Source organism: Variovorax sp. Varisp46, assembly GCF_059491885.1.
In genome coordinates this window covers 312,044-336,100 of sequence record NZ_CP168515.1, presented here as the reverse complement: position 1 = coordinate 336,100, position 24,057 = coordinate 312,044, and the positions used below count along the sequence as shown (strand labels likewise).

At 66.2% G+C, this 24,057-nt stretch carries 23 protein-coding genes; 2 read left to right on the top strand and 21 right to left on the bottom strand.

Going from position 1 to position 24,057, the window contains the following annotated elements; genetic code table 11:
* The first annotated feature begins 81 nt into the window (after window positions 1-81).
* On the top strand, window positions 82-1,386 hold the full coding sequence (locus ACEN9N_RS01500; RefSeq protein WP_413313819.1) for a dicarboxylate/amino acid:cation symporter: 1,305 nt from the start codon (window positions 82-84) through the stop codon (window positions 1,384-1,386).
* 8 nt (window positions 1,387-1,394) lie between these two features.
* Window positions 1,395-2,318 (top strand): amino acid ABC transporter substrate-binding protein, encoded by a 924-nt coding sequence (locus tag ACEN9N_RS01495; RefSeq protein ID WP_495655215.1) that lies wholly within the window; start codon window positions 1,395-1,397, stop codon window positions 2,316-2,318.
* 256 nt (window positions 2,319-2,574) lie between these two features.
* Here the strand turns inward: ACEN9N_RS01495 and hisA are convergent, their stop codons facing one another.
* From hisA to ACEN9N_RS01390, 21 genes are all read right to left on the bottom strand, one after another.
* The gene (gene hisA / locus ACEN9N_RS01490) at window positions 2,575-3,315 is read right to left on the bottom strand and encodes a 1-(5-phosphoribosyl)-5-[(5-phosphoribosylamino)methylideneamino]imidazole-4-carboxamide isomerase (protein ID WP_007835261.1); all 741 of its coding nucleotides are present in this window, start codon (window positions 3,313-3,315) and stop codon (window positions 2,575-2,577) included.
* 63 nt (window positions 3,316-3,378) lie between these two features.
* On the bottom strand, window positions 3,379-4,038 hold the full coding sequence (gene hisH / locus ACEN9N_RS01485) for an imidazole glycerol phosphate synthase subunit HisH (protein WP_478179521.1): 660 nt from the start codon (window positions 4,036-4,038) through the stop codon (window positions 3,379-3,381).
* Window positions 4,039-4,057: 19 nt separating this feature from the next.
* Entirely contained in the window at window positions 4,058-4,666 is a 609-nt protein-coding gene (gene hisB, locus ACEN9N_RS01480) for an imidazoleglycerol-phosphate dehydratase HisB (RefSeq protein WP_007835258.1), read from the bottom strand.
* The gene (gene hisC / locus ACEN9N_RS01475; protein ID WP_007835257.1) at window positions 4,663-5,754 is read right to left on the bottom strand and encodes a histidinol-phosphate transaminase; all 1,092 of its coding nucleotides are present in this window, start codon (window positions 5,752-5,754) and stop codon (window positions 4,663-4,665) included. Before hisC ends, hisB begins: the two co-directional genes overlap by 4 nt.
* The gene (locus ACEN9N_RS01470) at window positions 5,751-6,098 is read right to left on the bottom strand and encodes a hypothetical protein (RefSeq protein ID WP_157632216.1); all 348 of its coding nucleotides are present in this window, start codon (window positions 6,096-6,098) and stop codon (window positions 5,751-5,753) included. The genes hisC and ACEN9N_RS01470 overlap by 4 nt, the downstream gene beginning before the upstream one ends.
* Window positions 6,099-6,103: 5 nt before the next feature.
* Complete coding sequence (locus ACEN9N_RS01465) at window positions 6,104-6,937, bottom strand: hypothetical protein (RefSeq protein WP_413332268.1); 834 nt, start codon at window positions 6,935-6,937, stop codon at window positions 6,104-6,106.
* 38 nt (window positions 6,938-6,975) lie between these two features.
* Complete coding sequence (gene hisD, locus ACEN9N_RS01460) at window positions 6,976-8,298, bottom strand: histidinol dehydrogenase (protein ID WP_007835254.1); 1,323 nt, start codon at window positions 8,296-8,298, stop codon at window positions 6,976-6,978.
* A gap of 11 nt (window positions 8,299-8,309) precedes the next feature.
* A complete protein-coding gene (gene hisG / locus ACEN9N_RS01455; RefSeq protein WP_478179522.1) occupies window positions 8,310-8,951 on the bottom strand; it encodes an ATP phosphoribosyltransferase in 642 nt (213 codons plus the stop codon).
* On the bottom strand, window positions 8,948-10,249 hold the full coding sequence (gene murA, locus ACEN9N_RS01450; RefSeq protein ID WP_007835252.1) for a UDP-N-acetylglucosamine 1-carboxyvinyltransferase: 1,302 nt from the start codon (window positions 10,247-10,249) through the stop codon (window positions 8,948-8,950). The genes hisG and murA overlap by 4 nt, the downstream gene beginning before the upstream one ends.
* A gap of 41 nt (window positions 10,250-10,290) precedes the next feature.
* On the bottom strand, window positions 10,291-10,533 hold the full coding sequence (locus tag ACEN9N_RS01445) for a BolA family protein (RefSeq protein ID WP_007835251.1): 243 nt from the start codon (window positions 10,531-10,533) through the stop codon (window positions 10,291-10,293).
* Between the two features lie 20 nt (window positions 10,534-10,553).
* On the bottom strand, window positions 10,554-11,309 hold the full coding sequence (locus ACEN9N_RS01440; RefSeq protein WP_042673676.1) for an ABC transporter permease: 756 nt from the start codon (window positions 11,307-11,309) through the stop codon (window positions 10,554-10,556).
* A 91-nt stretch (window positions 11,310-11,400) separates the two neighbouring features.
* The gene (locus ACEN9N_RS01435; RefSeq protein ID WP_007835247.1) at window positions 11,401-12,348 is read right to left on the bottom strand and encodes an ABC transporter ATP-binding protein; all 948 of its coding nucleotides are present in this window, start codon (window positions 12,346-12,348) and stop codon (window positions 11,401-11,403) included.
* Between the two features lie 164 nt (window positions 12,349-12,512).
* Entirely contained in the window at window positions 12,513-12,788 is a 276-nt protein-coding gene (locus ACEN9N_RS01430; RefSeq protein WP_007835246.1) for an STAS domain-containing protein, read from the bottom strand.
* A 12-nt stretch (window positions 12,789-12,800) separates the two neighbouring features.
* On the bottom strand, window positions 12,801-13,457 hold the full coding sequence (locus tag ACEN9N_RS01425; RefSeq protein WP_007835245.1) for an MlaC/ttg2D family ABC transporter substrate-binding protein: 657 nt from the start codon (window positions 13,455-13,457) through the stop codon (window positions 12,801-12,803).
* 162 nt (window positions 13,458-13,619) lie between these two features.
* A complete protein-coding gene (locus ACEN9N_RS01420) occupies window positions 13,620-14,363 on the bottom strand; it encodes an MlaA family lipoprotein (RefSeq protein ID WP_007835244.1) in 744 nt (247 codons plus the stop codon).
* A 26-nt stretch (window positions 14,364-14,389) separates the two neighbouring features.
* Window positions 14,390-14,881, bottom strand: a complete 492-nt coding sequence (gene mlaD / locus ACEN9N_RS01415; RefSeq protein WP_007835243.1) for an outer membrane lipid asymmetry maintenance protein MlaD — start codon at window positions 14,879-14,881, stop codon at window positions 14,390-14,392.
* 136 nt (window positions 14,882-15,017) lie between these two features.
* Complete coding sequence (gene mlaE / locus ACEN9N_RS01410) at window positions 15,018-15,800, bottom strand: lipid asymmetry maintenance ABC transporter permease subunit MlaE (protein WP_007835242.1); 783 nt, start codon at window positions 15,798-15,800, stop codon at window positions 15,018-15,020.
* Window positions 15,797-16,660 carry an ABC transporter ATP-binding protein gene (locus ACEN9N_RS01405; RefSeq protein WP_056586014.1) on the bottom strand — a complete coding sequence of 288 codons (864 nt, stop codon included), beginning with the start codon at window positions 16,658-16,660 and terminating at the stop codon, window positions 15,797-15,799. Before ACEN9N_RS01405 ends, mlaE begins: the two co-directional genes overlap by 4 nt.
* Window positions 16,661-16,726: 66 nt before the next feature.
* Window positions 16,727-18,205: a glutamate synthase subunit beta gene (locus ACEN9N_RS01400; protein WP_413313829.1), complete on the bottom strand. Its 1,479-nt coding sequence runs from the start codon at window positions 18,203-18,205 to the stop codon at window positions 16,727-16,729.
* A gap of 170 nt (window positions 18,206-18,375) precedes the next feature.
* Window positions 18,376-23,130, bottom strand: coding sequence for a glutamate synthase-related protein (locus ACEN9N_RS01395; RefSeq protein WP_007835238.1), 4,755 nt, complete (start codon window positions 23,128-23,130; stop codon window positions 18,376-18,378).
* A gap of 185 nt (window positions 23,131-23,315) precedes the next feature.
* The gene (locus ACEN9N_RS01390) at window positions 23,316-24,011 is read right to left on the bottom strand and encodes a transposase (RefSeq protein WP_007835236.1); all 696 of its coding nucleotides are present in this window, start codon (window positions 24,009-24,011) and stop codon (window positions 23,316-23,318) included.
* Window positions 24,012-24,057 lie beyond the last annotated feature (46 nt).

Sequence of the window (24,057 nt, the reverse complement as noted above, 5' to 3'; positions counted from 1 at the left end):
GCTTGCATCGGGGGACAGCATGCAAGTCGGCCCCGTGCACTCGAAAATCACTCTCACACGACAGACAAAAAGGGGATACGCATGAAGAAGCTGCCGATGGCCGCATGGATCCTGATCGCGATGGTGCTCGGCATCGTCGTCGGCTACATGATCTTCTCGAGCTTTCCGGACAAAAAGGCCGCGAAAGAAATTGCAGATTACGTCTCCATCGTCTCGGACGTGTTCCTGCGCCTGATCAAGATGCTGATCGGCCCGCTGGTGTTCTCCACGCTGGTGGTGGGCATCGCGCACATGGGCGACGCCAAGTCGGTCGGCCGCGTGTTCGGCAAGGCCATCGGCTGGTTCCTGACCGCCTCGCTGATCTCGCTGGTGATCGGCCTGGTCATGGCCAACCTGCTCAAGCCCGGCGAGAACCTGGGCCTGCCGCTGCCCGACATCGGCGCCTCGGCCAACCTGGCCACCGCCAAGTTCACGCTGAAGGACTTCGTGAGCCACACGGTGCCCAAGTCGTTCGTCGAGGCCATGGCGAACAACGAGATCCTGCAGATCGTGGTGTTCTCGATGTTCTTCGGCGTGGCGCTGGCCTCGCTGGGCGACAAGGCCAAGACACTGGTGGCGGCCATCGAGGAGCTGTCGCACGCGATGCTCAAGATCACCGGCTACGTGATGAAGCTCGCCCCCCTGGCGGTGCTGGCCGCCATGGCCGCCACGGTGGCTGTCAACGGCCTGAGCATCCTGCTGAAGTTCGCGGTGTTCATGGGCGACTTCTACCTGGGCCTGTTCGTGCTGTGGAGCGTGCTGATCCTGGCGGGCTTCCTGTTCCTCGGCCCGCGCGTGTTCAAGCTGCTGGTACTCATCAAGGAAGCCTTCCTGCTGTCGTTCGCCACCGCGAGCTCCGAAGCGGCCTACCCGAAGATCCTGCAGGCGCTCGACCGTTTCGGCGTGAAGCGCAAGATCTCGAGCTTCGTGATGCCGATGGGCTACTCGTTCAACCTCGACGGCTCGATGATGTACTGCACCTTCGCGGTGCTCTTCATCGCCCAGGCCTACAACATCCACATGCCGATCAGCACGCAGATCACGATGCTGCTGATCCTCATGCTCACGTCCAAGGGCATGGCCGGCGTGCCGCGCGCCTCGCTGGTGGTGATCGCCGCCACGCTGAACCACTTCGACATTCCCGAAGCCGGCCTGCTGCTGATTTTGGGCGTGGACACTTTCCTCGACATGGGCCGCTCGGCCACCAATGCGGTGGGCAACTCCATTGCCACCGCGGTGGTCGCCAAGTGGGAGGGCGAACTGATGTCCGAGCGCGATGCCGAGGTCAACGCCCGCGCGATCGACGAAGAGGCGGCGGCCACCCTCGCCCACCCCGCACACGCGTGAGGCGCGCCATGAAGCCCAAGGCCACGCCGTCGGTTTTTCTCGCCGTACTGCTGCTGGCGGCCGCCATGCTCGTGCCTGCAAGGCCGGCACAGGCGCAGGAGCAAGCCCCCACCGCGCTGACCGGCACTCTTGCCAAGGCGCGCGAGACGGGTGCCATCACCATCGGCTACCGCGAATCGTCGGTGCCGTTCTCGTACCTCAATGCGCGCAAGGAGCCGATCGGCTATTCGATCGAGCTTTGCCGCGCGCTGGTGACGGCCATCGAGGACGCGGTGAACAAGAGCCTCACCATCAAGTGGGTGCCCGTCACGCCCGACTCGCGCATCGACGCGGTCGCGAGCGGCAAGGTCGACCTGGAATGCGGCTCGACCACCAACAACCTCGAGCGCCAGAAGCGCGTGAGCTTCTCACCGACGATGTTCGTCTCGGGTACCAAGGTGCTGGTGAAGAAGGGCTCGCCGATCAAGTCGTTCCGCGACCTCGCGGGCAAGAAGGTGGCGGTGACGGCCGGCACCACGAACGAGAAGACGCTGCGCGACCTGTCGGAAAAGTTCAAGCTGAACATCGACCTGCGGGTGGCGCGCGACCACGCGGAGTCGTTCGCGCTGGTGAAGAGCGGCCAGGCCGACGCCTTCGCGACCGACGACGTGCTGCTCTACGGCCTGATCGCGCAGGACGCCGCCAAGGCCAACTATGAGGTGGTAGGCGATTTCCTCTCCTACGACCCCTACGGGATCATGTACCGCAAGGACGATCCGCAGCTGAACAAGCTGGTCATCGACACCTTCCAGGTGCTGGCGGAAGACGGCGAGATCCATCGGCAGTACAAGCGCTGGTTCCTGCGCAAGCTGCCTTCGGGGGAGAGCATCAATCTGCCGATGAGCGAGCAGCTGGAAACGATCATCCAGACGATGTCGGTGAAGTCCGAATAGCTTCTTTTCAGGGCGCGGCCTGACGTTTTCTTACTCAGCGAACGGTCAGGAGGATTTCATCCAATTGCCTGAGGAACCCTGGGGCATCTCAACGGCATGGCGCCATGAAATTCTTTCTGGAAGCAGTGGCGGTACTCGGACTGGCCATCGTCCTGGCCGGGGTCATGCTGAGCCTGCTGGCAGGCGATCAAGACCTCGATGAAGCCGAGCCTGAACAGGAACCGGCACGCCCGCCCAGGGCGGCGCCAGCAATGCGTCAGGCCGCCAGTTCGTCCGCGCGGGCCTGCGCGGCGGCGAAGTCGAGGTCGCCCGAGTAGATCGCGCGGCCGCAGATCACACCTTCCACGCCGTCGGACTCGACTTCGCAGAGCTTGTCGATGTCGGCCATGTTCGACAGGCCGCCCGAGGCGATCACGGGGATGGTCAGCGCCTGCGCGAGCTTGACGGTGGCCTCGATGTTGATGCCCGAGAGCATGCCGTCGCGGCCGATGTCGGTGTAGATGATCGATTCGACGCCGTAGTCCTCGAACTTCTTGCCCAGGTCGGCCACCTCGTGGCCCGTGAGCTTGCTCCAGCCGTCGGTGGCGACCTTGCCGTCCTTGGCATCCAGGCCCACGATGATGTGGCCGCCGAAGGCGCTGCAGGCGTCCTTCAGGAAGCCGGGGTTCTTGACCGCGGCGGTGCCGATGATCACGTAGCGCAGGCCGTCATCGATGTAGCGCTCGATGGTGTCGAGGTCGCGGATGCCGCCGCCGAGTTGCACCGGGATGTCGTCGCCCACCTCTTTCAGGATCGCCTTGATCGCCGCATGGTTCTGCGGCTTGCCGGCGAAGGCGCCATTCAGGTCGACCAGGTGCAGCCGGCGCGCGCCGGCCTCGACCCACTTGCGGGCCATGGCGGCAGGGTCTTCGCTGAAGATGGTGGACTGGTCCATGTCGCCCTGTTTGAGGCGAACGCAGTGGCCGTCTTTGAGATCAATGGCGGGAATGAGGAGCATGGAAGTGACGCGAGTGTGCGGGATCCGGGCTGTGGGAGTGTCGGCCCGGTCGGAAAAATAGGTTCAGGGTTTCCAGTGGAGGAAATTGCGATAGAGCTGCAACCCGTGGTCCGCACTCTTCTCCGGGTGGAACTGGGTGGCAAAAATGTTATCGCGTGCGATGGCCGCGGTAAAGCTCGCGCCGTATTCCGCCTCGCCCACGCTGTGTTTGGGGTCCGCCGGACGGGCATAGAAGCTGTGCACGAAGTAAAAATAGCTCAGGTCGGGCACGCCCGCCCACACCGGATGCGGCTGGGCCTGGCGCACCTGGTTCCAGCCCATCTGCGGCACCTTGAAGCGGCTGCCGTCGGCCTGCAGGCGCCCGGCCAGGTCGAATTTGACGACTTCACCTGGAATGAGGCCCAAGCCGTCGGTCGGGCCTTCGTCGCTACGCGACAGCATCATCTGCATGCCCACGCACACGCCGAACAGCGGCTTGCTGGCGGCCGCCTCGAGCACCGATTCCTGAAGGCCGGAGTCGCGCAGCTCGCGCATGCAGTCGGGCATGGCGCCCTGCCCCGGCAGCACCACACGGGTCGCCTTGCGGACCACGTCGGGGTCGGAGGTGACGAACACCTCCACGCCCACCTGGTCGGCCGCATGGCGAACGGCCTGCGACACCGAGTGCAGGTTGCCCATGCCGTAGTCGACGACCGCGACGGTATTTGCTGCTACAGATTTCATAGCTGTTCGCTGGCGGGCTTCAGAGCGAACCCTTGGTCGATGGAATGACCCCGACGGAGCGGGGATCGATTTCGAGCGCGCCGCGCATGGCGCGCGCAAAAGCCTTGAACACCGTCTCGCACTGGTGATGCGCATTGACGCCCTTGAGGTTGTCGATGTGCAGCGAGACGAAGGCGTGGTTCACGAAACCCTGGAAGAACTCGTAGGTGAGCTGGCTGTCGAAGGTGCCGATCATCCCGCTGGTGAAAGGCACGTGCATCACGAGGCCCGGACGGCCCGAGAAGTCGATGACGACACGGCTCAGCGCCTCGTCGAGCGGCACATAGGCATGGCCGTAGCGGCGGATGCCTTTCTTGTCGCCGACGGCCTTGGCCACGGCCTGGCCCAGCGTGATGCCCACGTCTTCCACCGTGTGGTGCCCGTCGATGTGCAGGTCGCCCTGGCAGTCGATGTCGAGGTCGATCAGCCCGTGGCGGGCGATCTGGTCGAGCATGTGGTCGAAGAAGCCGATGCCGGTGGAAAGCTTGGCGCGGCCGGTGCCGTCGAGGTTCACGCTGACGGTGATCTTCGTCTCGGCGGTGTTGCGGGTGACCGTCGCTGTGCGATCGGCAATCTGGGGGGTGGTCATAGTGAGGCTTCGAGTGCCGCGAGCATCCGCGCATTCTCGTCGGCCGTTCCGACGGTGAGACGCAGGCAGTTCGCGAGCAGTTCATGCATTTTAGAAACGTTCTTCACCAGAACGCCGCGAGCCTTCATACCCTCGAAAGTCCTGGCGGCATCGGGCACGCGCAGGAGGATCATGTTGGCGTCGCTGGGCCAGGTCTTCACGCCGGGCAGGCGGCCGAGCCCCGTCATCAGGCGCTCGCGCTCCTCGCGGATCTGCCGGGCCTGGGCCTCGAACACGTCGGCATGCTCCAGCGCGAACAGCGCAGCCTCGCAGTTGAGCACGCTGATGTTGTAGGGCGGGCGCACTTTGTCGATCTCGGCGACCAGCGCGGCCGGACCCATCATGTAGCCCAGGCGGATGCCGGCCAGCCCGAACTTGCTGAGCGTGCGCATCAGCAGCACGTGGCCGTGCTTCGCCAGCCGGTCGATGTAGCTGCGGGCAGCAAAGGGCTGGTAGGCCTCGTCGATCACCACCAGGCCGCCCTGCGCGCCCTGGGCTTCGACGATCTTCTCGAGGACGGCGTCGTCCCAGAGGTTGGCGGTCGGGTTGTTGGGGTACGCGAGATAGACGATGGCGGGCTTCTCGCGCTGGATGGCGGCCAGCATGGCGGCCTCGTCGAGCTCGAAGTCGGCCGTGAGCGGCACGCCAACGAACTTCAGGCCCTGGAGCTTCGCGCTCATGGCGTACATCACGAAGCCGGGCACGGGTGCCAGCACGGCCGCACCCGGCAGGTCGCAGGCGATGGCCAGCAGCGAGATCAGTTCGTCCGACCCGTTGCCCAGCATCAGCGCGAAGCCTTCAGGCATTTGCGCATGTGCCGCCAGCGCGCTGCGCAGATCGGCGCCACGGTCGCCGGGGTAGCGGTTGAGCGCCAGCGTGCCGAGCCGCGTGCCGAGTTCGGCCTGCAGCGCGGGCGGCAGGCCGAAGGGGTTTTCCATGGCGTCGAGCTTGATGAAGCCGCGCGCGTCCTGCACCGCATAGCCATGCATGGCCCGCACGTCGTGGCGGATGCGGTCGAACGGCGGGCGAGCGGATTCAGGAGCGGTCATCGGGTGCAGTGATAGCTGTTCTTGAGGGCGCCGGACATGACCAGTTGCACGGGCATGTCGGCTTCGTAACTGTCGGCGTTGCGGGTCAGCTCGGTCTGGTAGAGCGAACGGGCCATGGAGGGTTCGAGGCGGCGGCCCTCGACGCAGAACAGCGGCTTCTGGCCGTTGCGCTGCGAAGATTCGACGCCTTCGCGCAGGCCTTCGAGCACGCCGACCAGGTAGTAGCTGGCGTAGGCCTTGCCCTCCTTCTCGTTGGCCTCGAGCGTGCGCAGCTCGCGGATGCTCATGGCCTGCGCGCCGGAGGCGACGGCGAGTGCGAGCAGCAGGAACGCGGCACGCTTCATCGGCATCACCTGCGGTAGCGCGGCGGCGGCGCGTAGGCGCCGTCGGCCGGGAAGGCGCTGGGCTGCGACGGGTCGGCGCCGCGGCGCTGGCGGCGCGGGGTGTCGCGCTCTTCGAGCTCGAACAGCGCGGCACCGATCACGCCGACGTTGCGCACGTCGCCGGCTTCGGTGTTCGCAGCGTAGGCGCGGCCGGGCGCTGAAAAACGGAAGGCGGCCACCTCGTTCTGGCTCTTGCGAAAGCCCTCGATGGTCAGCGACTGCAGCGGCCGCAGCACGTAGCCGCCGTTGCGCATGCTGCCGGGCTTGCCGTTGAGCACGTCGAGGCCGTCGACGGTGGCGATCACTTCGTAGCTGCGCTCGCTCAGGTTGCGAAAGCGCAGTGTGTAGCGCGCGCCTTCGACACCGGCGAGACGGAACATGTCCTCCCCGCCGCTGCCCCGGCGGGTGCGCTGCAGGGGCAGCGGACGGCCGTCCTCGTCGAGCACGGACCATTCGACATCGCCATCGGCCAGCAGCAGGTTGAGCCGCCGCTCGGGATTGCTGCCCACCGCGCGGCGCACGGCGGAGGCCTCGTTGTAGCCCACCGAGGCCACGTCGTCCGGCCGGTCGGACAGGCGCTTGGCGACGACGGTGCGGGTCTTCGATTCGATGCCCTCGCCCCATTGCGTGCCAAGCTGCGGCGCGGGTGCGGCCGGCGCGGCGGCGCTGGACGTGGCGCTGGCGGCGGCCGATTCGCGCGGAGCCTGCGGCATCTGGCTGCAGGCGGCCAACAGCGCGGCCCCCGCAATGGCAGTCGCGGCGAACCTGAACAGGCGCGAACCGAAGAGACGACCGATCATCTTGCTTGCTCCTCCCGAGGACGGGTTGTTGTTGGAGTTCAGATCTTACGCAGCCGCATGCGGGCGGCCTCGGCGTGCGCCTGCAGGCCCTCGCCCTCGGCCAGCGTGACGGCGACCGGGCCGAGCGCCTGGGCGCCGGCCTCGCTGACCTCGATCAGGCTGGAGCGCTTCTGGAAGTCGTAGACGCCCAGCGGGCTCGAGAAGCGCGCCGTGCCGCTGGTCGGCAGCACGTGGTTCGGCCCGGCGCAGTAGTCGCCCAGGCTCTCGCTGGTGAAGGCGCCCAGGAAGATCGCGCCGGCGTGGCGCAGCAGCGGCTCCCAGCGATTCGGTTCGCTGCTGCTGACTTCCAGGTGCTCCGGCGCGATGCGGTTGCTGATCTCGCAGGCCTCTTCCATGCTCTTCGTGTGGATCAGCGCGCCGCGGCCGTTGAGCGAGGCGGCGATGATTTCGGCGCGCGGCATGGTGGGCAGCAGGCGATCGATCTCGGCCTGCACGCGGTCGATGTAGGCGGCGTCGGGGCACAGCAGGATGCTCTGCGCCAGCTCGTCGTGCTCGGCCTGGCTGAACAGGTCCATCGCCACCCACTCGGGCGGCGTGGTGCCGTCGGCCAACACGAGGATTTCGCTCGGGCCCGCGATCATGTCGATGCCCACGGTGCCGAACACGCGGCGCTTGGCTGCGGCCACGTAGGCGTTGCCGGGGCCGGTGATCTTGTCGACGGCGGGGACGGTCGCGGTGCCGTAGGCCAGCGCGGCCACGGCTTGCGCGCCGCCGATGGTGAAGGCGCGCGTCACGCCGGCCGCGTAGGCGGCGGCCAGCACGAGCTGGTTCTTCTCGCCCTTCGGCGTCGGCACGACCATGATGATTTCGGCGACGCCCGCGACGTGCGCAGGAATGGCGTTCATCAGCACGCTCGACGGATAGGCGGCCTTGCCGCCCGGCACGTAGATGCCGACACGGTCGAGCGGCGTGACCTTCTGGCCGAGCAGCGTGCCGTCGGCGTCGCGGTAGCTCCAGCTCTCGCCCGAGGCCTTCTTCTGGGCCTCGTGGTAGCTGCGCACGCGGCGTGCGGCGGCTTCGAGCGCGCCGCGCTGCGCTGCGGGCAGCGACTCGAAGGCGGCCTTCAGTTCGGCCTGGGTCAGCTCCAGCTCGGGCAGCGTCTTCGCGTCGAGCTTGTCGAAGCGATTCGTGTACTCCAGCACCGCAACGTCGCCACGCGTTTGAACGTCGGCGAGGATGTCCGCCACCACCTTCTCGATGGCCGCATCCGCGTCCGCGGACCAATGCAGCCGCGCCTTGAATTCAGCGTCGAAGCTGGCTGAAGTCGTGGACAGTCGGGCGGGGGCTGCTTTCAGAGTCATGTGCGTGATGTTCAGGCGGAAGGAATGGCCGACGCGAACGCGTCGATGATGCGGCGGATGGGCTCGCGATTGAGCTTGAGCGCCGCCTGGTTGACCACCAGCCGGGCGCTGATGTCCATGATGCGTTCCACCTCGACGAGGTGGTTGGCCTTGAGCGTGTTGCCGGTCGAGACCAGGTCGACGATGGCGTCGGCCAGGCCCGTGAGCGGCGCCAGCTCCATGCTGCCGTAGAGCTTGATCAGGTCGACGTGCACGCCCTTGCTGGCGAAGAAGTCGCGCGACAGGCCCACGTACTTGGTCGCCACACGCAGGCGCGAGCCCTGCTTCACGGCCGAGGCGTAGTCGTAGTCGGCGCGCACGGCCACGCTGAGGCGGCAGGCCGCGATGCGCAGATCGAGCGGCTGGTACAGGCCCTGGTTGCCGTGTTCGAGCAGCACGTCGAGCCCGGTCACGCCGAGGTCGGCGCCGCCGTACTGCACGTAGGTGGGCACGTCGGAGGCGCGCACCAGCACCACGCGAACGTCGGGGCGGGTGGTGCCAAGAATGAGCTTGCGCGACTTCTCGGGGTCTTCGGTGACCTCGATGCCGGCGGCCGCCAGCAGGGGCATCGTTTCTTCGAAGATGCGGCCCTTGGAAAGCGCCAGGGTGATCATGCGGCGGCTCCGGTCAGTCGTTCGATGTCGGCGCCCAGGCCGCGCAGCTTGGCTTCCATGCGGTCGTAGCCCCGGTCGAGGTGGTAGATGCGGTCGATCAGGGTTTCGCCCTCGGCCACGAGGCCGGCGATGACCAGGCTGGCCGAAGCGCGCAGGTCGGTGGCCATCACGGTCGCGCCCGAGAGCTGCTGCACGCCCTCGACCATCGCGACCTTGCCCTCGACGTGGATGTTGGCGCCCAGGCGAACCATCTCGTTCACGTGCATGAAGCGGTTCTCGAAGATGGTTTCGGTGACCATCGAGGCGCCGCGCGCGATCACGTTCAGGGCCATGAACTGGGCCTGCATGTCGGTCGGGAAGCCGGGGTATTCGGTGGTGCTGAAGCTCTGTGCCTTCAGGTGTTCGCAGGCCGGGCCCTTGGAGCTGACGCGCACGCCGTCCTTCTCGCAGGCGACGGTGCAGCCCGCGTCGCGCAGCTTGTCGATCACGGCGTCCATGTGGTCGCCGCGCGCGTGGCGCAGGAAGGCCTCGCCGCCCGTGGCCGCGACGGCGCAGAGGAAGGTGCCGGCCTCGATGCGGTCGGCCACCACCGCGTGTTCGCAGCCGTGCAGCTTCTCGACGCCCTGGATGCGGATGTGGCTGGTGCCGTGGCCTTCGATCTTGGCGCCCATGCGGATCAGCATTTCGGCCAGGTCGACGATCTCGGGCTCCTGTGCGGCGTTCTCGAGCAGCGTCTCGCCCTCGGCCAGTGCGGCGGCCATCAGAAAGTTCTCGGTGCCGGTGACGGTAACCATGTCGGTCAGGATGCGCGCGCCCTTCAGGCGGGTGCGGCCTTCGGGCAGGCGCGCGACCATGTAGCCGTGGTCGACCACGATCTCGGCGCCCATGGCCTGCAGGCCCTTGATGTGCTGGTCGACCGGCCGCGAGCCGATGGCGCAGCCGCCGGGCAGCGACACCTTGGCATGGCCGAAGCGCGCCAGCAGCGGGCCCAGGGCCAGCACGGAGGCGCGCATGGTCTTCACCAGCTCATAAGGCGCTTCCGGGTTGTTCAGGTCGCCGGCATTCAGGCGCACCGTGCCGCCGTCCTTCCCATCCTGGCCGCGCTCGGCCACGACGCCCATGTTGCGCACCAGCTTGAGCATGGTCGACACGTCCTGCAGGCGCGGCACGTTGTGCAGCGTCACGGGCTGGTCGGTCAGCAGCGCCGCGCACAGTTCGGGCAGCGCGGCGTTCTTGGCGCCGGAAATGAGTACTTCGCCGCGGAGCTCTCGCCCGCCGCGAATCAGAAGTTTGTCCATCGAAATTCCAGCGAAATCAGGGGCCTGCGAGGGCCGGGGAGTTATTTTTCCACCGCCGCCCATTCGGCCGGCGTGTAGGTCTTCATCGAAAGCGCATGCACCTCGTCGGTGTGCATTTTCGCACCGAGGGTGGCGTAGACCCGCTGATGGCGCTGGATCGCGCGCTTGCCCTCGAATTCGGCCGAGACGATGGTGGCATACCAATGCCGGCCATCGCCCTCGAGCGTGATGTGCTCGCACGGGAGGTGGGACTGGATCAGGGCCTGGAGTTGTTCGGCGGTCATGGGGTCTGGAGAAGAAGCGTTCAGCCTCGGATTTTGTAGCCGATGCGCAGGAGATGGACAGCGATGGCGCTCACCGCCAGCCACGCGGTGCCGACGATGCCCAGGCTGAGCCAGGGCGATGCATCGCTCACGCCGAAGAAGCCGTAGCGGAAGCCGTCGATCATGTAGAAGAACGGGTTCAGGTGGCTCACGCTCTGCCAGAACGGCGGCAGCGAGCCGATCGAATAGAACACGCCCGACAGGAAGGTCATGGGCATGATCAGGAAGTTCTGGAACACCGCCATCTGGTCGAACTTCTCGGCCCAGAGGCCGGCGATCAACCCGAGCGTGCCGAGCATCGCGGCCCCCAGCAGCGCGAAAACGACGATCCAGACCGGCGCCACGAAGTTCGGCATCGCGAAGAAGACCGTGACCGCGAACACGCCCAGCCCCACGGCCAGCCCGCGGATGACCGATGAGCCCACGTAGGCGAAGAACCAGCCCCAGTGCGACAGCGGCGTGAGCAGCACGAACACCAGGTTGCCCATGATCTTGCTCTGGATGATCGAGGACGAGCTGTTGGCGAACGCGTTCTGCAGCACGCTCATCATCACGAGGCCCGGCACGAGGAAGGCCGTGTAGCCGACGGTGCCGTAGACCGTCACGCGGCCCTCGAGCACATGGCCGAACACCATGAGGTACAGCAGCGCGGTAAGCACCGGCGCACCGACCGTCTGGAACCCGACCTTCCAGAAGCGCAGCGTCTCCTTGTAGAGCAGCGCGCGCCAACCGGTCACGGCCATCATGGAGCCCCCTTGCTCGGCACTGCGTGTCCTCGCTTCCCCCCGAGGGGGAGCTTCGCTTGCTTGGGGCGGCCCGGCGCGGCGCTCATCGCGCCACCTCCAGCGGGGTCTGCTCGCCGGCCATCAGGTCGATGAACACGTCTTCGAGATCGGCCTTGCGCATTTCCACGTCTTCCACCGCGACGCCGGCTTCGCGGATCGCGGCCAGCAGTTGTTCGACTTCATGGGCGTTCTGCGCCGGCAGCTGCACGATGCGCCCGGTGATGCGCGCATGCTGGGCGATGGCCCAGGGCAGCATGGCGTCGGTCTTGAAGCGCAGTACGTTGCTCGCGGCCGACTTCAACAGTTCGCTGGTGCGGTCGAGCGCGATCACCTTGCCGAGCTTGAGCATCGCGATGCGGCTGCACAGCGCCTCGGCTTCTTCGAGGTAGTGGGTGGTCAGCAGCACGGTGCTGCCCTGCTTGTTGAGCCGGGCGACGAACTGCCAGAGCGTCTGGCGCAATTCGACGTCGACGCCGGCCGTGGGCTCGTCGAGCACGATCACCGGCGGCTTGTGCACCAGCGCCTGCGCCACAAGCACGCGGCGCTTCATGCCACCCGAAAGCTGGCGCATGTTGGCGCCGGCCTTGTCGGCGAGGCCCAGGCTGTGCAGCAGCTCGTCGATCCAGTCGTCGTTGTTCTTGATGCCGAAGTAGCCCGACTGGATGCGCAGCGATTCGCGCACGTTGAAGAAGGGGTCGAACACCAGCTCCTGCGGCACGATGCCGAGCTGGCGGCGCGCCTCGGCGTAATCGCGCTGCACGTCGAAGCCGTGGACGCTGATGGCGCCGGCCGTGGGGCGCGAAAGCCCCGCGAGCATGCTGATGAGGGTGGTCTTGCCCGCGCCGTTCGGGCCGAGCAGGCCGAAGAACTCGCCCGGCTCGATCTGGAAGCTGACCTCGTCGACCGCCTTCAGCCCTTGCTTGCCTTGGGCTTTCTGCTGTCTGGAGGGGGGATAGGTCTTGGAGACCGATTGGAATGAGATCGCGGGCATGGGAGCCCGCGATTTTAAGGGGCCGCTTTACAAGCTGCCGCGCAGCGGCCCGATACCCTCATGCGGCCGCCGCCGGGCCGCCCCAAGGCGGGCCGCGCCTCCCCCTCGGGGGGTGGCGAATTACACGCAGCAAAGCGGAGTGAAAAGCCGGGGGGCCAACAATGTCAGGGCGCCGCGGGCAAAAGGCCCGCAATGCCGTACAGCGCGGCCAGCTCGCGCAGCCGGGGCGAGAGGCCCTTGACGGAAAAGCCGCGTCCCAGGGCGCTGGATTCGCGCCGGCATTCGAGCAGCACGGCCAGCGCCGACGAATCGAACTGGGCCAGCGCGGTCGCGTCGACCACGGTGGACGACGAGTCGACCTGGCCCTTCAGCCCCTGCTGCAGCATGCGCATGCAGGCGGGGGCCTCGTCGTGGGTGAGTCGGGTCGGCAGGACCAGCATCGTGCGCTCCGGTCAGCTCTTGCCGTTGCCCTTGTTGCGCGCGACCAGTGCGGCGATCAGGCCGTCGACACCGCTCTTGTTGATTTCCTGCGCGAACTGGGTGCGGTAGGTGTCGACCAGCCAGACGCCCAGCACATTCAGGTTGTAGACCTTCCAGCCGGCGCCCTGGCCGGGGGTCTTCTCGAGGCGGTAGTCGAGCTGGACCGGATCGCCGCGGCCCTTGACCTCGGTGCGCACCAGCACGTCCTTGTCGTCGGGCGAGCCGCGGAACGGACGGATGGTGACGGTCTGGTCGGTCACCTGGTCGAGCGCGCCGGCATAGGTGCGCACCAGCAGGGTCTTGAATTCTTCCTGCAGGCGCTTCTGCTGCTCTGGCGTGGCCGTGCGCCAGGCCGGGCCGACGGCCGAGGCCGTCATGCGCTGGAAGTTGACGTTGGGCATGATCTTGCTGTCGACCAGCAGCATGATCTTGTTGACGTCGCCCGACTTGATGGACGAGTCGGCCTTGATCGTCTCGAGCACGTCGGTCGAGAGGCGCTTGACGAGCGCATCGGGCGCTTCGTCGGCGGCACGGGCGGGCTGGACGAATGCGAAAGCCGCACCGAACAGCAGGGCACCGGCCAGCACCAGGCGGCCGAGATCGCGACGTTGCAAGGTCTTGTCGTTCATGGAGGGTCCCTTATTCAAATTTGAAAATCCACAGGCATCCGGAAAAGCCGGATGCTGAAACAGGAACGGATTCGAGGCGCATGGGGCCGACCGGGTTCCTGTCCGGGAGGTGAAGCCTTGCAACCGGATGCAAGCAGCCTTCCCTCCATGCTGCTCCTCGGCTTACTTGTCGCCGCCGTCGCTGCCGTCGCTGCCGTCGCTGCCGTCGTTGGGCGGATTGCCGTCGTAGACCTGGCTGCGGCGGTGCTGCAGGAACGCATCGCGCGTGAACGAATACTTGTCGAGCGCCGCGTCGCCGAGCAGGCGGCCGGCGCGCAGGTACTGCGAACGCGTGTCGACGACACGCAGCACCGTCAGCGAATTGCGCCAGGGGATGTCGCTCACATGGCCCAGCGGATCGCCGTACATGTCGAGCGGCTTGGCCGCAGTGTCGCGCACCGTCGAGGGGCCCAGCAGCGGCAGCACGACATATGGGCCGGCGCCGACACCCCAGTAGCCCAGCGTCTGGCCAAAGTCTTCCTCGTGGCGGGGAATGCCCGCTTCGGTCGCAACGTCCAGCAGGCCGCCGAGGCCGAAGAAGGTGTTGACGTTCAGCCGCATGAAGGTCTCGGCGCTGTTCTGCAGCTTCAACTGGGCCACGTTGTTGGCCAGGCTCCAGACATCGCCGATGTTGGAGAAGAAGTTGTTCACGCCGGTGCGCACCATCGAGGGCAGCGCCTTCTGGTAGGCCGTGGCCACGGGGACGAGCACCGCATCGTCGACGGTGTCGTTGAAGCGAGAAACACCGCGGTTGAATGGCTCGAACGGGTCGGCCGGATTGGCGTTGGGGCCGGTGGCGCAACCGGCCACCAGCGCGAAGACGGCTGCTGCGCTCATCCAGCGCGCATGGCTCGCTACGTTATTCATAGCAGCAGAAAGAGGGGCTCGTGTTTTCATTTCTTATTCGCTGTTCCAGGCGTCGAAGAATTGCCTTCGGCCGCCTTGCTGTACAGGAACTGGCTGATCAGGTTCTCCAGCACCACGGCCGATTGGGTCGAAGTGATGGTGTCGCCGGCCTGCAGTGCCTTCTCCTCGGCGCCCGCCTCGATTCCGATGTACTGCTCGCCGAGCAGGCCACTGGTCAGGATCTTGAGCGAGCTGTCCTTGGGAAAACTGTAACGGTTTTGCAAAGCCAGCGTCACGTCGGCCTGAAAGGACTTGTCGTTGAAGGCGATGGATTCCACGCGGCCGACCACGACCCCCGCGCTCTTGACCGCGGTTTGGGGCTTGAGCCCGCCGATGTTGTCGAAGCGCGCGGTGACCGCATAGGTCTTCTGGAAATTCAGGCTCAGCAGGTTGGCCGACTGCAGCGCGAGAAACAGCAGCGCCGCCGCGCCGATCAGCACGAACAGGCCCACCCAGATGTCGTTGTTGGAACGTTGCATATCGACTCTTCCTAAATGCCTACGGATTGACTCATTCGAGAATCACCGCAGAACCGGCTTTGCCGGGCTGCAGGTGTTGCCCCCTGCAAGGGGGAAGGAGGCCACACGAAGTGGGCAAGCCTGGGGGTGTACTCGTTCATATGCTGAACATCATCGCGGTGAGCAGGAAGTCGAGCCCCAGTACCGCCAGCGATGCCGTGACCACGGTCTTCGTGGTCGCGCGCGACACGCCTTCGGGCGTGGGCTGGGCCTCGTAGCCCTGCAGCAGTGCGATGAAGGTCACGGTGAAGCCGAAGACGATGCTCTTGATGACGCCATTGCCGACGTCGCGCCATACGTCGACGCCGCCCTGCATCTGGCCCCAGAACGCGCCCGGGTCCACGCCCAGCATCAGCACGCCCACCACGTAGCCGCCCATGATGCCCACCGCGCTGAACACAGCCGCCAGCAGCGGCATGGTGATCACGCCGGCCCAGAAGCGCGGCGCGAGAATGCGCTGCACCGGATCGACCGCCATCATCTCCATGGCGCTCAATTGCTCGTCGGCCTTCATGAGGCCGATCTCCGCGGTAAGCGACGTACCGGCGCGTCCGGTGAAGAGCAAGGCCGCCACCACGGGCCCGAGCTCGCGCACGAGACTCAGCGTGACCAGGAGGCCGAGCGCTTCGGACGAGCCGTAGCGCTGCAGCGCGTAGTACATCTGCAGCCCCAGCACGAAGCCGACGAACAGCCCCGACACGCCGATGATCGCGAGCGAGTAGTTGCCCAGGAAATGGATCTGGTCGCGCACCAGCCCGAACCGGCGCATGATCTGCGCGCCCGGTCCGATCAGGCGCGTGAAAAGCTTCGCGCCATAGCCCAGGTTGGCCAGATGGCGGCGCACCGCGAAGCCGAGGTCGGCTGGTTTCCACCAGGTCATGAGCGCCCTCCTTCCACATTGCCGAAGTCGTCTTCGATGCTGACGCCGGGGTAGTGGAAATGCACCGGCCCGTCGGGCAGCGCATTGACGAACTGATGGACCAGCGGATCGTCGCTCTCGCGCACTTCGTCGGGCGTGCCCTGCGCGGCAATGCCGCCGTTGGCCAGGATGATCACGTGGTCGGCGATGCGGAAGGTTTCCTCGAGGTCGTGCGACACGATGATGCTGGTGAGTCCGAGCGTGTCGTTGAGCTGTCGGATCAGCCGCGCCGCCGTGCCGAGCGAGATCGGGTCGAGGCCGGCGAAGGGCTCGTCGTACATGACGAGATCGGGGTCGAGCGCGATCGCGCGCGCCAGCGCCACGCGCCGCGCCATGCCGCCCGACACCTCGCTGGGCATCAGGTCGCGCGCGCCGCGCAGGCCGACGGCATCGAGCTTCATGAGCACGATGTCGCGCACCAGCGCTTCGGACAACTGGGTGTGCTCGCGCAGCGGGAAGGCCACGTTGTCGAACACGCTCATGTCGGTGAACAACGCGCCGAACTGGAACAGCATGCCCATTCGGCGCCGCGCCGCGTAAAGCGCCGTTGCGTCGAACCTGACGACGTCCTGACCATCGAAGAGCACCTCGCCGCGCTGCGCCTTCTGCTGTCCGCCGATCAGGCGCAGCACAGTGGTCTTGCCGCCGCCCGATGCGCCCATCAGGGCCGTCACCTTGCCGCGCGGCACGGTGAAGGACACGCCGTCGAGAATGGCGCGCGCGCCGTAGCCGAACGTAACGTCGCGGAACTCTACAAAGGGATGTGGCAGTGGTGCGGCTGGGTCCATCTCAATAAAAAAGCCGGGCGCCCTTTCAAGCATCCCGGCATGCGGTTTCCGGCGGATGATACCGGGGACAAACCCGGGCCCGCGAAACTGAAACAAAAATCAGCGAGGCAAGTCGCTGAATCCCATCAAAAATTCATCGACCGCGCGGGCAGCTTGACGGCCCTCGCGGATCGCCCAGACCACCAGCGACTGTCCGCGGCGGATGTCGCCGGCGGCGAACACCTTCGGCACGTTGGTGGCATAGCCCCCGATGAAGTCGACCGTCGCCTTGGCATTGCCGCGTGCATCCTTCTCGACACCGAAGGCATCGAGCACGGTGGCCACGGGGCTGATGAAGCCCATGGCGAGCAGCACGAGGTCGGCCTTGAGCACCTGCTCGCTGCCGGCCACTTCCTGCATCTTGCCGTCCTTCCATTCGACGCGAACGGTCTTCAGGCCGGTGACCTTGCCCTTCTCGCCGATGAACTCCTTGGTGGAGATCGCGAACTCGCGCTCGCAGCCCTCTTCATGGCTGGAGCTGGTGCGCAGCTTGATCGGCCAGTACGGCCAGGTCAGCGGGCGGTTTTCTTCCTCGGGCGGCTGCGGCATCAGTTCGAACTGCGTGACGCTCGCGGCGCCATGGCGGTTGCTGGTGCCCACACAATCGGAGCCGGTGTCGCCGCCGCCGATGACGATCACGTGCTTGCCGTCGGCGCGCAGCTGGCCCTTGACCTTGTCGCCCGCGTTGACGCGGTTTTGCTGCGGCAGGAACTCCATCGCGAAATGGATGCCGTCGAGGTCGCGACCGGGCACCGGCAGGTCGCGCGATTGCTCGGCGCCGCCGGTGAGCACCACGGCGTCGAACTCTTTCTGCAGCTGCTCGGGCGTGACGGTTTCCTTGGCGAGGTTCGTGACCTTGGAGCCCTTGCCCAGCGGATCCTTCGCGGCGCCGACCATCACGCCGGTGCGGAAGGTCACGCCTTCGGCCTTCATCTGCTCGACGCGCCGGTCGATGTGCGACTTCTCCATCTTGAAGTCGGGGATGCCGTAGCGCAGCAGGCCGCCGATGCGGTCGTTCTTCTCGAACAACGTCACGTCGTGGCCGACGCGCGCCAGTTGCTGGGCGGCCGCCATGCCGGCCGGGCCCGAACCCACCACCGCCACCTTCTTGCCGGTCTTGTGCTTGGCGGCGCGTGGCGCCACCCAGCCTTCGTCCCAGGCGCGGTCGATGATCGCGTGCTCCAGCGACTTGATGCCGACCGGGTCGTCGTTCACGTTGAGCACGCAGGCCGCCTCGCAGGGCGCGGGGCAGATGCGGCCGGTGAACTCGGGGAAGTTGTTGGTCGAGTCGAGCACCGCGAAGGCGTTTTGCCAGTCGTTGCGGTACACGAGGTCGTTGAAGTCCGGAATGATGTTGTTGACCGGGCAGCCGCTGTTGCAGAACGGCGTGCCGCAGTCCATGCAGCGCGCGCCCTGCACCTTGGCCTGTTCGGTGTTCAGGCCGACGACGAATTCCTTGTAATGCTTGACGCGCTCGTCGACGGGCTTGTAGCCCTCCTCGACGCGCTCATGCTCCATGAAGCCGGTGATCTTTCCCATCGTGATTCCTTTACACCCCCGTTGCTTGCTCACTGCGTGTAGCCGCCTCCCCCCTCAAGGGGGCAACACCAGCGGCCCGGCAAAGCCGGTTCCGCGGTGTTCCCCGAAGGGGCTGTGACTGTTTCACGCGCTGCACGCCGTACAGGGATTCATTCTGTTTTGGTTGATCTTCAAGCTGCGGCCGGGGCCGTTTGCGGTGCGGGGGCCAGCGCATGCGGCTCGAGGCCGATGTGCGCGTTGTTGCCGCTGCTCGTGAGCTCGACCTTGCGGTCGTGCAGTTCGGCCAGCGCGCGCTTGTATTCGTTCGGGAACACCTTCACGAACTTCGTGCGCGACACCGACCAGTTGTCGAGCAGTTCGCGCGCGCGCTTGCTGCCGGTCCAGCGGTGGTGCTCTTCGAGCAGCTTCTTCAGCTGCGCTTCGTCGGTCACGCCGCCGTGCCAGATCTTGCGATGCACGCTGGCGGTCTGCTCGGCGGAGGTCAGCACCTTGTCGAGCGAGACCATCGAGAGGTTGCAGCGCGTGGCGAACTGGCCGTCCTCGTCGTAGACGAAGGCCACGCCGCCGCTCATGCCGGCCGCGAAGTTGCGGCCCGTCTTGCCAAGCACTGCCACCGTGCCGCCGGTCATGTACTCGCAGCCGTGGTCGCCGGTGCCTTCGATGACTGCCGTGGCGCCCGACAGGCGCACGGCGAAGCGTTCGCCGGCCACGCCGCACAGGTAGGCCTCGCCGGTGGTCGCGCCGTACAGCGCGGTGTTGCCGACGATGGTGTTGCGCGCCGCTTCACCGCGGAACTCGAGGCTGGGGCGCACCACCACACGGCCGCCGGAGAGGCCCTTGCCCGTGTAGTCGTTGGCGTCGCCGATGAGGTACAGCGTGATGCCTCGCGCCAGGAAGGCGCCGAACGACTGGCCGCCCGTGCCTTCAAGCTGGATGCGGATCGAGTCGTCGGGCAGGCCCTGCGGATGCACCTTGGTCAGCGCGCCCGAGAGCATGGCGCCCACCGAGCGGTTGACGTTGCGCGCCACCTCGATGAACTGCACCTTCTCGCCCTTCTCGATGGCGGGACGCGACTTCTCGATGAGCTTCACGTCGAGCGCGCGTTCGAGACCATGGTCCTGGTTCTCCACATGGAAGCGCGGCACCTCGGCCGGCACATTCGGCAGCGCGAACAGGCGGCTGAAGTCGAGGCCCGAGGCCTTCCAGTGTTCGATGCCCTTGCGCATGTCGAGCAGGTCGGCGCGGCCGATCAGGTCGTCGAACTTGCGGATGCCGAGCTGGGCCATGATCTGGCGCACTTCTTCCGCAACGAAGAAGAAGTAGTTGACGACGTGCTCGGGCTTGCCCGAGAACTTCTTGCGCAGGATCGGGTCTTGCGTGGCCACGCCCACCGGGCAGGTGTTCAGGTGGCACTTGCGCATCATGATGCAGCCCTCGACCACCAGCGGTGCGGTGGCGAAGCCGAACTCGTCGGCGCCCAGCAGCGCGCCGATGGCGACGTCGCGGCCGGTCTTCATCTGGCCGTCGGCCTGCACGCGGATGCGGCTGCGCAGGCGGTTGAGCACCAGCGTCTGCTGCGTTTCGGCCAGGCCGATTTCCCACGGGCTGCCCGCGTGCTTGATCGACGACCAGGGCGATGCGCCCGTGCCGCCGTCATGGCCGGCGATCACGACGTGGTCGCTCTTGCACTTGGCCACACCGGCCGCGATGGTGCCGACGCCGATTTCGCTCACCAGCTTCACGCTGATGCTCGCATGCGGCGCGGTGTTCTTCAGGTCGTGGATGAGCTGGGCCAGGTCTTCGATCGAGTAGATGTCGTGGTGCGGCGGCGGGCTGATGAGGCCCACGCCCGGCACGGCATAGCGCTGCTTGCCGATGTATTCGGTGACCTTGCCGCCCGGCAGCTGGCCGCCCTCGCCCGGCTTGGCGCCCTGGGCCATCTTGATCTGGATCTGGTCGGCCGAGTGCAGGTACTCGGCGGTGACGCCGAAGCGGCCCGACGCGACCTGCTTGATGCGCGAACGCAGCGAGTCGCCGTCCGCGAGCGGCAGGTCGACCTCGACGTTGGCCGCGCCGATCACGCTCTTGAGCGTGTCGCCCTGCTTGATCGGGATGCCCTTGAGTTCGTTGCGGTAGCGCGCCGGGTCTTCACCGCCCTCGCCCGTGTTGCTCTTGCCGCCGATGCGGTTCATGGCAATCGCGAGCGTGGCGTGCGCCTCGGTGCTGATCGAGCCGAGCGACATCGCGCCGGTGGCGAAACGCTTGACGATCTCCGCAGCCGATTCGACCTCGTCCACCGGAATCGCCTTGGCCGGATCGATCTTGAACTCGAACAGGCCGCGCAGCGTGAGGTGGCGGCGGTTCTGGTCGTTGATGAGCTGCGCGTATTCCTTGTACGTGTTCCAGTTGTTGGCGCGCGTGCTGTGCTGCAGCTTGGCGATGGCGTCGGGCGTCCACATGTGCTCCTCGCCGCGCGTACGCCAGGCGTATTCGCCGCCGGCGTCGAGCATGTGGGCCAGCACCGGGTCGTCGCCGAAGGCGGCCTTGTGCATGCGGATGGCTTCCTCGGCGATCTCGAAGACGCCGATGCCTTCCACGCGGCTGGCGGTGCCGGTGAAGTACTTGTTCACCGTCTCGCTGTTCAGGCCGATGGCTTCGAACAGCTGCGCGCCGCAGTAGCTCATGTAGGTGCTGACACCCATCTTCGACATGATCTTCGACAGGCCCTTGCCGATGGCCTTGACGTAGTTGTAGACCGCCTTGTCGGCGCTCAGCTCGCCCGGCATGTCGGCGTGCATGGCCGCCAGGGTTTCCATCGCGAGGTACGGGTGCACGGCTTCAGCGCCGTAGCCCGCGAGCACGCCGAAGTGATGCACTTCGCGCGCCGAACCGGTCTCGACCACGAGGCCGGCGGTGGTGCGCAGGCCTTCGCGAACCAGGTACTGGTGCACGGCCGAGAGGGCCAGCACGGCAGGGATGGCCACCTGCGTCGGGCTCACGCCACGGTCGCTGATGATCAGGATGTTGTGGCCGCCCTTGATGGCATCCACCGCTTCGGCACACAGCGAGGCCAGCTTGGCTTCGACGCCTTCGTCGCCCCATGCGAGCGGGTAGGTGATGTCGAGCGCGTAGCTCTTGAACTTGCCCTGCGTGTACTTGCCGATGTCGCGCAGCTTCGCCATGTCGGCGAAGTCGAGGATCGGCTGGCTCACTTCGAGCCGCATCGGCGGGTTGACCTGGTTGATGTCCAGCAGGTTGGGCTTGGGGCCGATGAAGGACACCAGCGACATCACGATCGCTTCGCGGATCGGGTCGATCGGCGGGTTGGTCACCTGCGCGAACAGCTGCTTGAAGTAGTTGTACAGCGGCTTGTTCTTGCTGGAGAGCACGGCCAGCGGGCTGTCGTTGCCCATGGAGCCGATGCCTTCTTCGCCGGCCTGCGCCATCGGGCTCATCAGGAACTTGATGTCTTCCTGGGTGTAGCCGAAGGCCTGCTGGCGGTCGAGCAATGCAACTTGGCTCAGCGGCGCCGAGACCGGCTCGGCCTTGACGCTGTCGAGCTTGATGCGCAGGTTCTCGATCCACTGCTTGTAGGGCTTGCTGTTGGCGAGGGTGGCCTTGACCTCCTCGTCGTCGATCATGCGGCCCTGCTCCAGGTCGATCAGGAACATCTTGCCGGGCTGCAGGCGCCACTTGCGCACGATCTTCTGCTCGGGCACGGGCAGCACGCCGGATTCGGAAGCCATGATGACGAGGTCGTCGTCGGTGACGCAGTAGCGCGAGGGGCGCAGGCCGTTGCGGTCGAGCGTGGCGCCGATCTGGCGGCCGTCGGTGAACACGATGGAGGCCGGGCCGTCCCACGGCTCGAGCATGGCGGCGTGGTATTCATAGAACGCGCGGCGGCGCGGGTCCATGGTGGCGTGCTGCTCCCAGGGCTCCGGGATCATCATCATCACGGCCTGGCTGATGGGGTAGCCTGCCATCGTCAGCAGCTCGAGGCAGTTGTCGAAGGTGGCGGTGTCGGACTGGTTCGCGAAGCTGATCGGGTAAAGCTTCTGCAGGTCGGCGCCCAGCACGGGCGACGACATCACGCCTTCGCGCGCCTTCATCCAGTTGTAGTTGCCCTTGACCGTGTTGATTTCGCCGTTGTGGGCGACGTAGCGGTACGGATGGGCCAGCGGCCACTCGGGGAAGGTGTTGGTGGAGAAGCGCTGGTGCACGAGGCCCAGGGCCGAGATGCAGCGCTTGTCCTGCAGGTCGAGGTAGTAGGTGCCCACCTGGTCGGCCAGCAGCAGGCCCTTGTAGACCACGGTGCGGCTCGACATGCTGGGAACGTAGTATTCCTTGCTGTGCTTGAGCTTCAGGCGCTGGATGTTGGCGCTGGCGGTCTTGCGGATCACGTAGAGCTTGCGTTCCAGCGCGTCCTGCACGATCACGTCGTTGCCGCGGCCGATGAAGACCTGGCGCAGCAGCGGTTCCTTTTCGCGCACGGTGGGCGACATGGGCATGTCGCGGTTGACCGGCACGTCGCGCCAGCCGAGCAGCACCTGGCCTTCGGCCTTGATGGCGCGTTCCATTTCCTGCTCGCAGGCTTCGCGCGAGGCGTGCTCCTTCGGCAGGAAGATCATGCCGACGCCGTATTCGCCCGGCGGGGGCAGCGTGACGCCCTGCTTCGCCATTTCTTCGCGGTAAAGATGGTCGGGCAGCTGAATCAGGATGCCGGCACCGTCGCCCATCAGCTTGTCAGCGCCCACTGCGCCGCGATGGTCGAGGTTCTCGAGAATCTTGAGGCCCTGCAGCACGATGGCGTGGCTCTTCTCGCCCTTGATATGGGCCACGAAGCCGACGCCGCAGGCATCGTGCTCGTCGGCACCGGAATACAGACCGTGTTCTTGGAGATGTTTGATCTCGGCAGCCGTCGTCATGGCGCGCTCCTTCAGTTTTCGCAGGGAAATGGAGCATATTGCGATGCACAAAGAATGCCAAACACTTTAATAGGGGTCAGATTCCTATTAAATCTTGAGTTATCTAGTCAGAATTAAATTGGGGACATATTAAAAAAAGGAGCAAAAAAACCAATGCGTCAGCCAGCTGACGCTGCTTTTTCACCTCAGGATGAAGTGTTCGATGGCGGCCGACCGGCCTTGGCTTTGACTACCCGGCGGTCGGTGGACTTCTGCAGGCTGTCGAGAAAGTCGTCGTCGCCAGCGGCCCAGCCCCGCAATGTCGCCTCGGTCAGCGCGCGCTGGTCGGCCGCACGCACCCCGCCGCGCACCAGTTCGACATACGCGGCCTCGCGCGCGAACGGGGTGTTGCCGAGCTCCCAATACAGCGGGTGGGGGGTCAGCAGGCGGTCGTGCCGCAGTCCGGCGTAGTGGCCATGGCTGGACCAGGGAAAGTCGCGCGCATCGGCCACCATGCCCGCGCGCACCGGGTTGAGGTCGATGTAGGCCATGCAGGTCAGCAGGTAGCGGTCGGTCTGGATCAGCGTGGACCGGTAGCGGCCCTCCCACAGCGTGCCACTGCGGCCATGGCGGTCGTTGAAGTAGCGCACGTAGCTGCGTCCCACCGACTGCATGAACTGGGGCAGGCCGGTGGGACTGTCGGGCGTGGCCAACAGGTGGAAGTGGTTGTCCATGAGCACGTAGGCGTGCAGCGCGATGCCGAAACGCGCGGCGTTCTCGGCCAGCAGCGCAAGCAGTTTCTCGCGGTCCGCGCGGTCCACGAAGATCGGCTGGCGGTTGTTGCCGCGCTGGATCACGTGGTGCGGCATGCCGGCCAGGGTGAGTCGGGGAAGACGGGCCATCTATTGCTCGCCCCCAGGCTGCGCGCGCTGCATGTCGCTTCGCCTT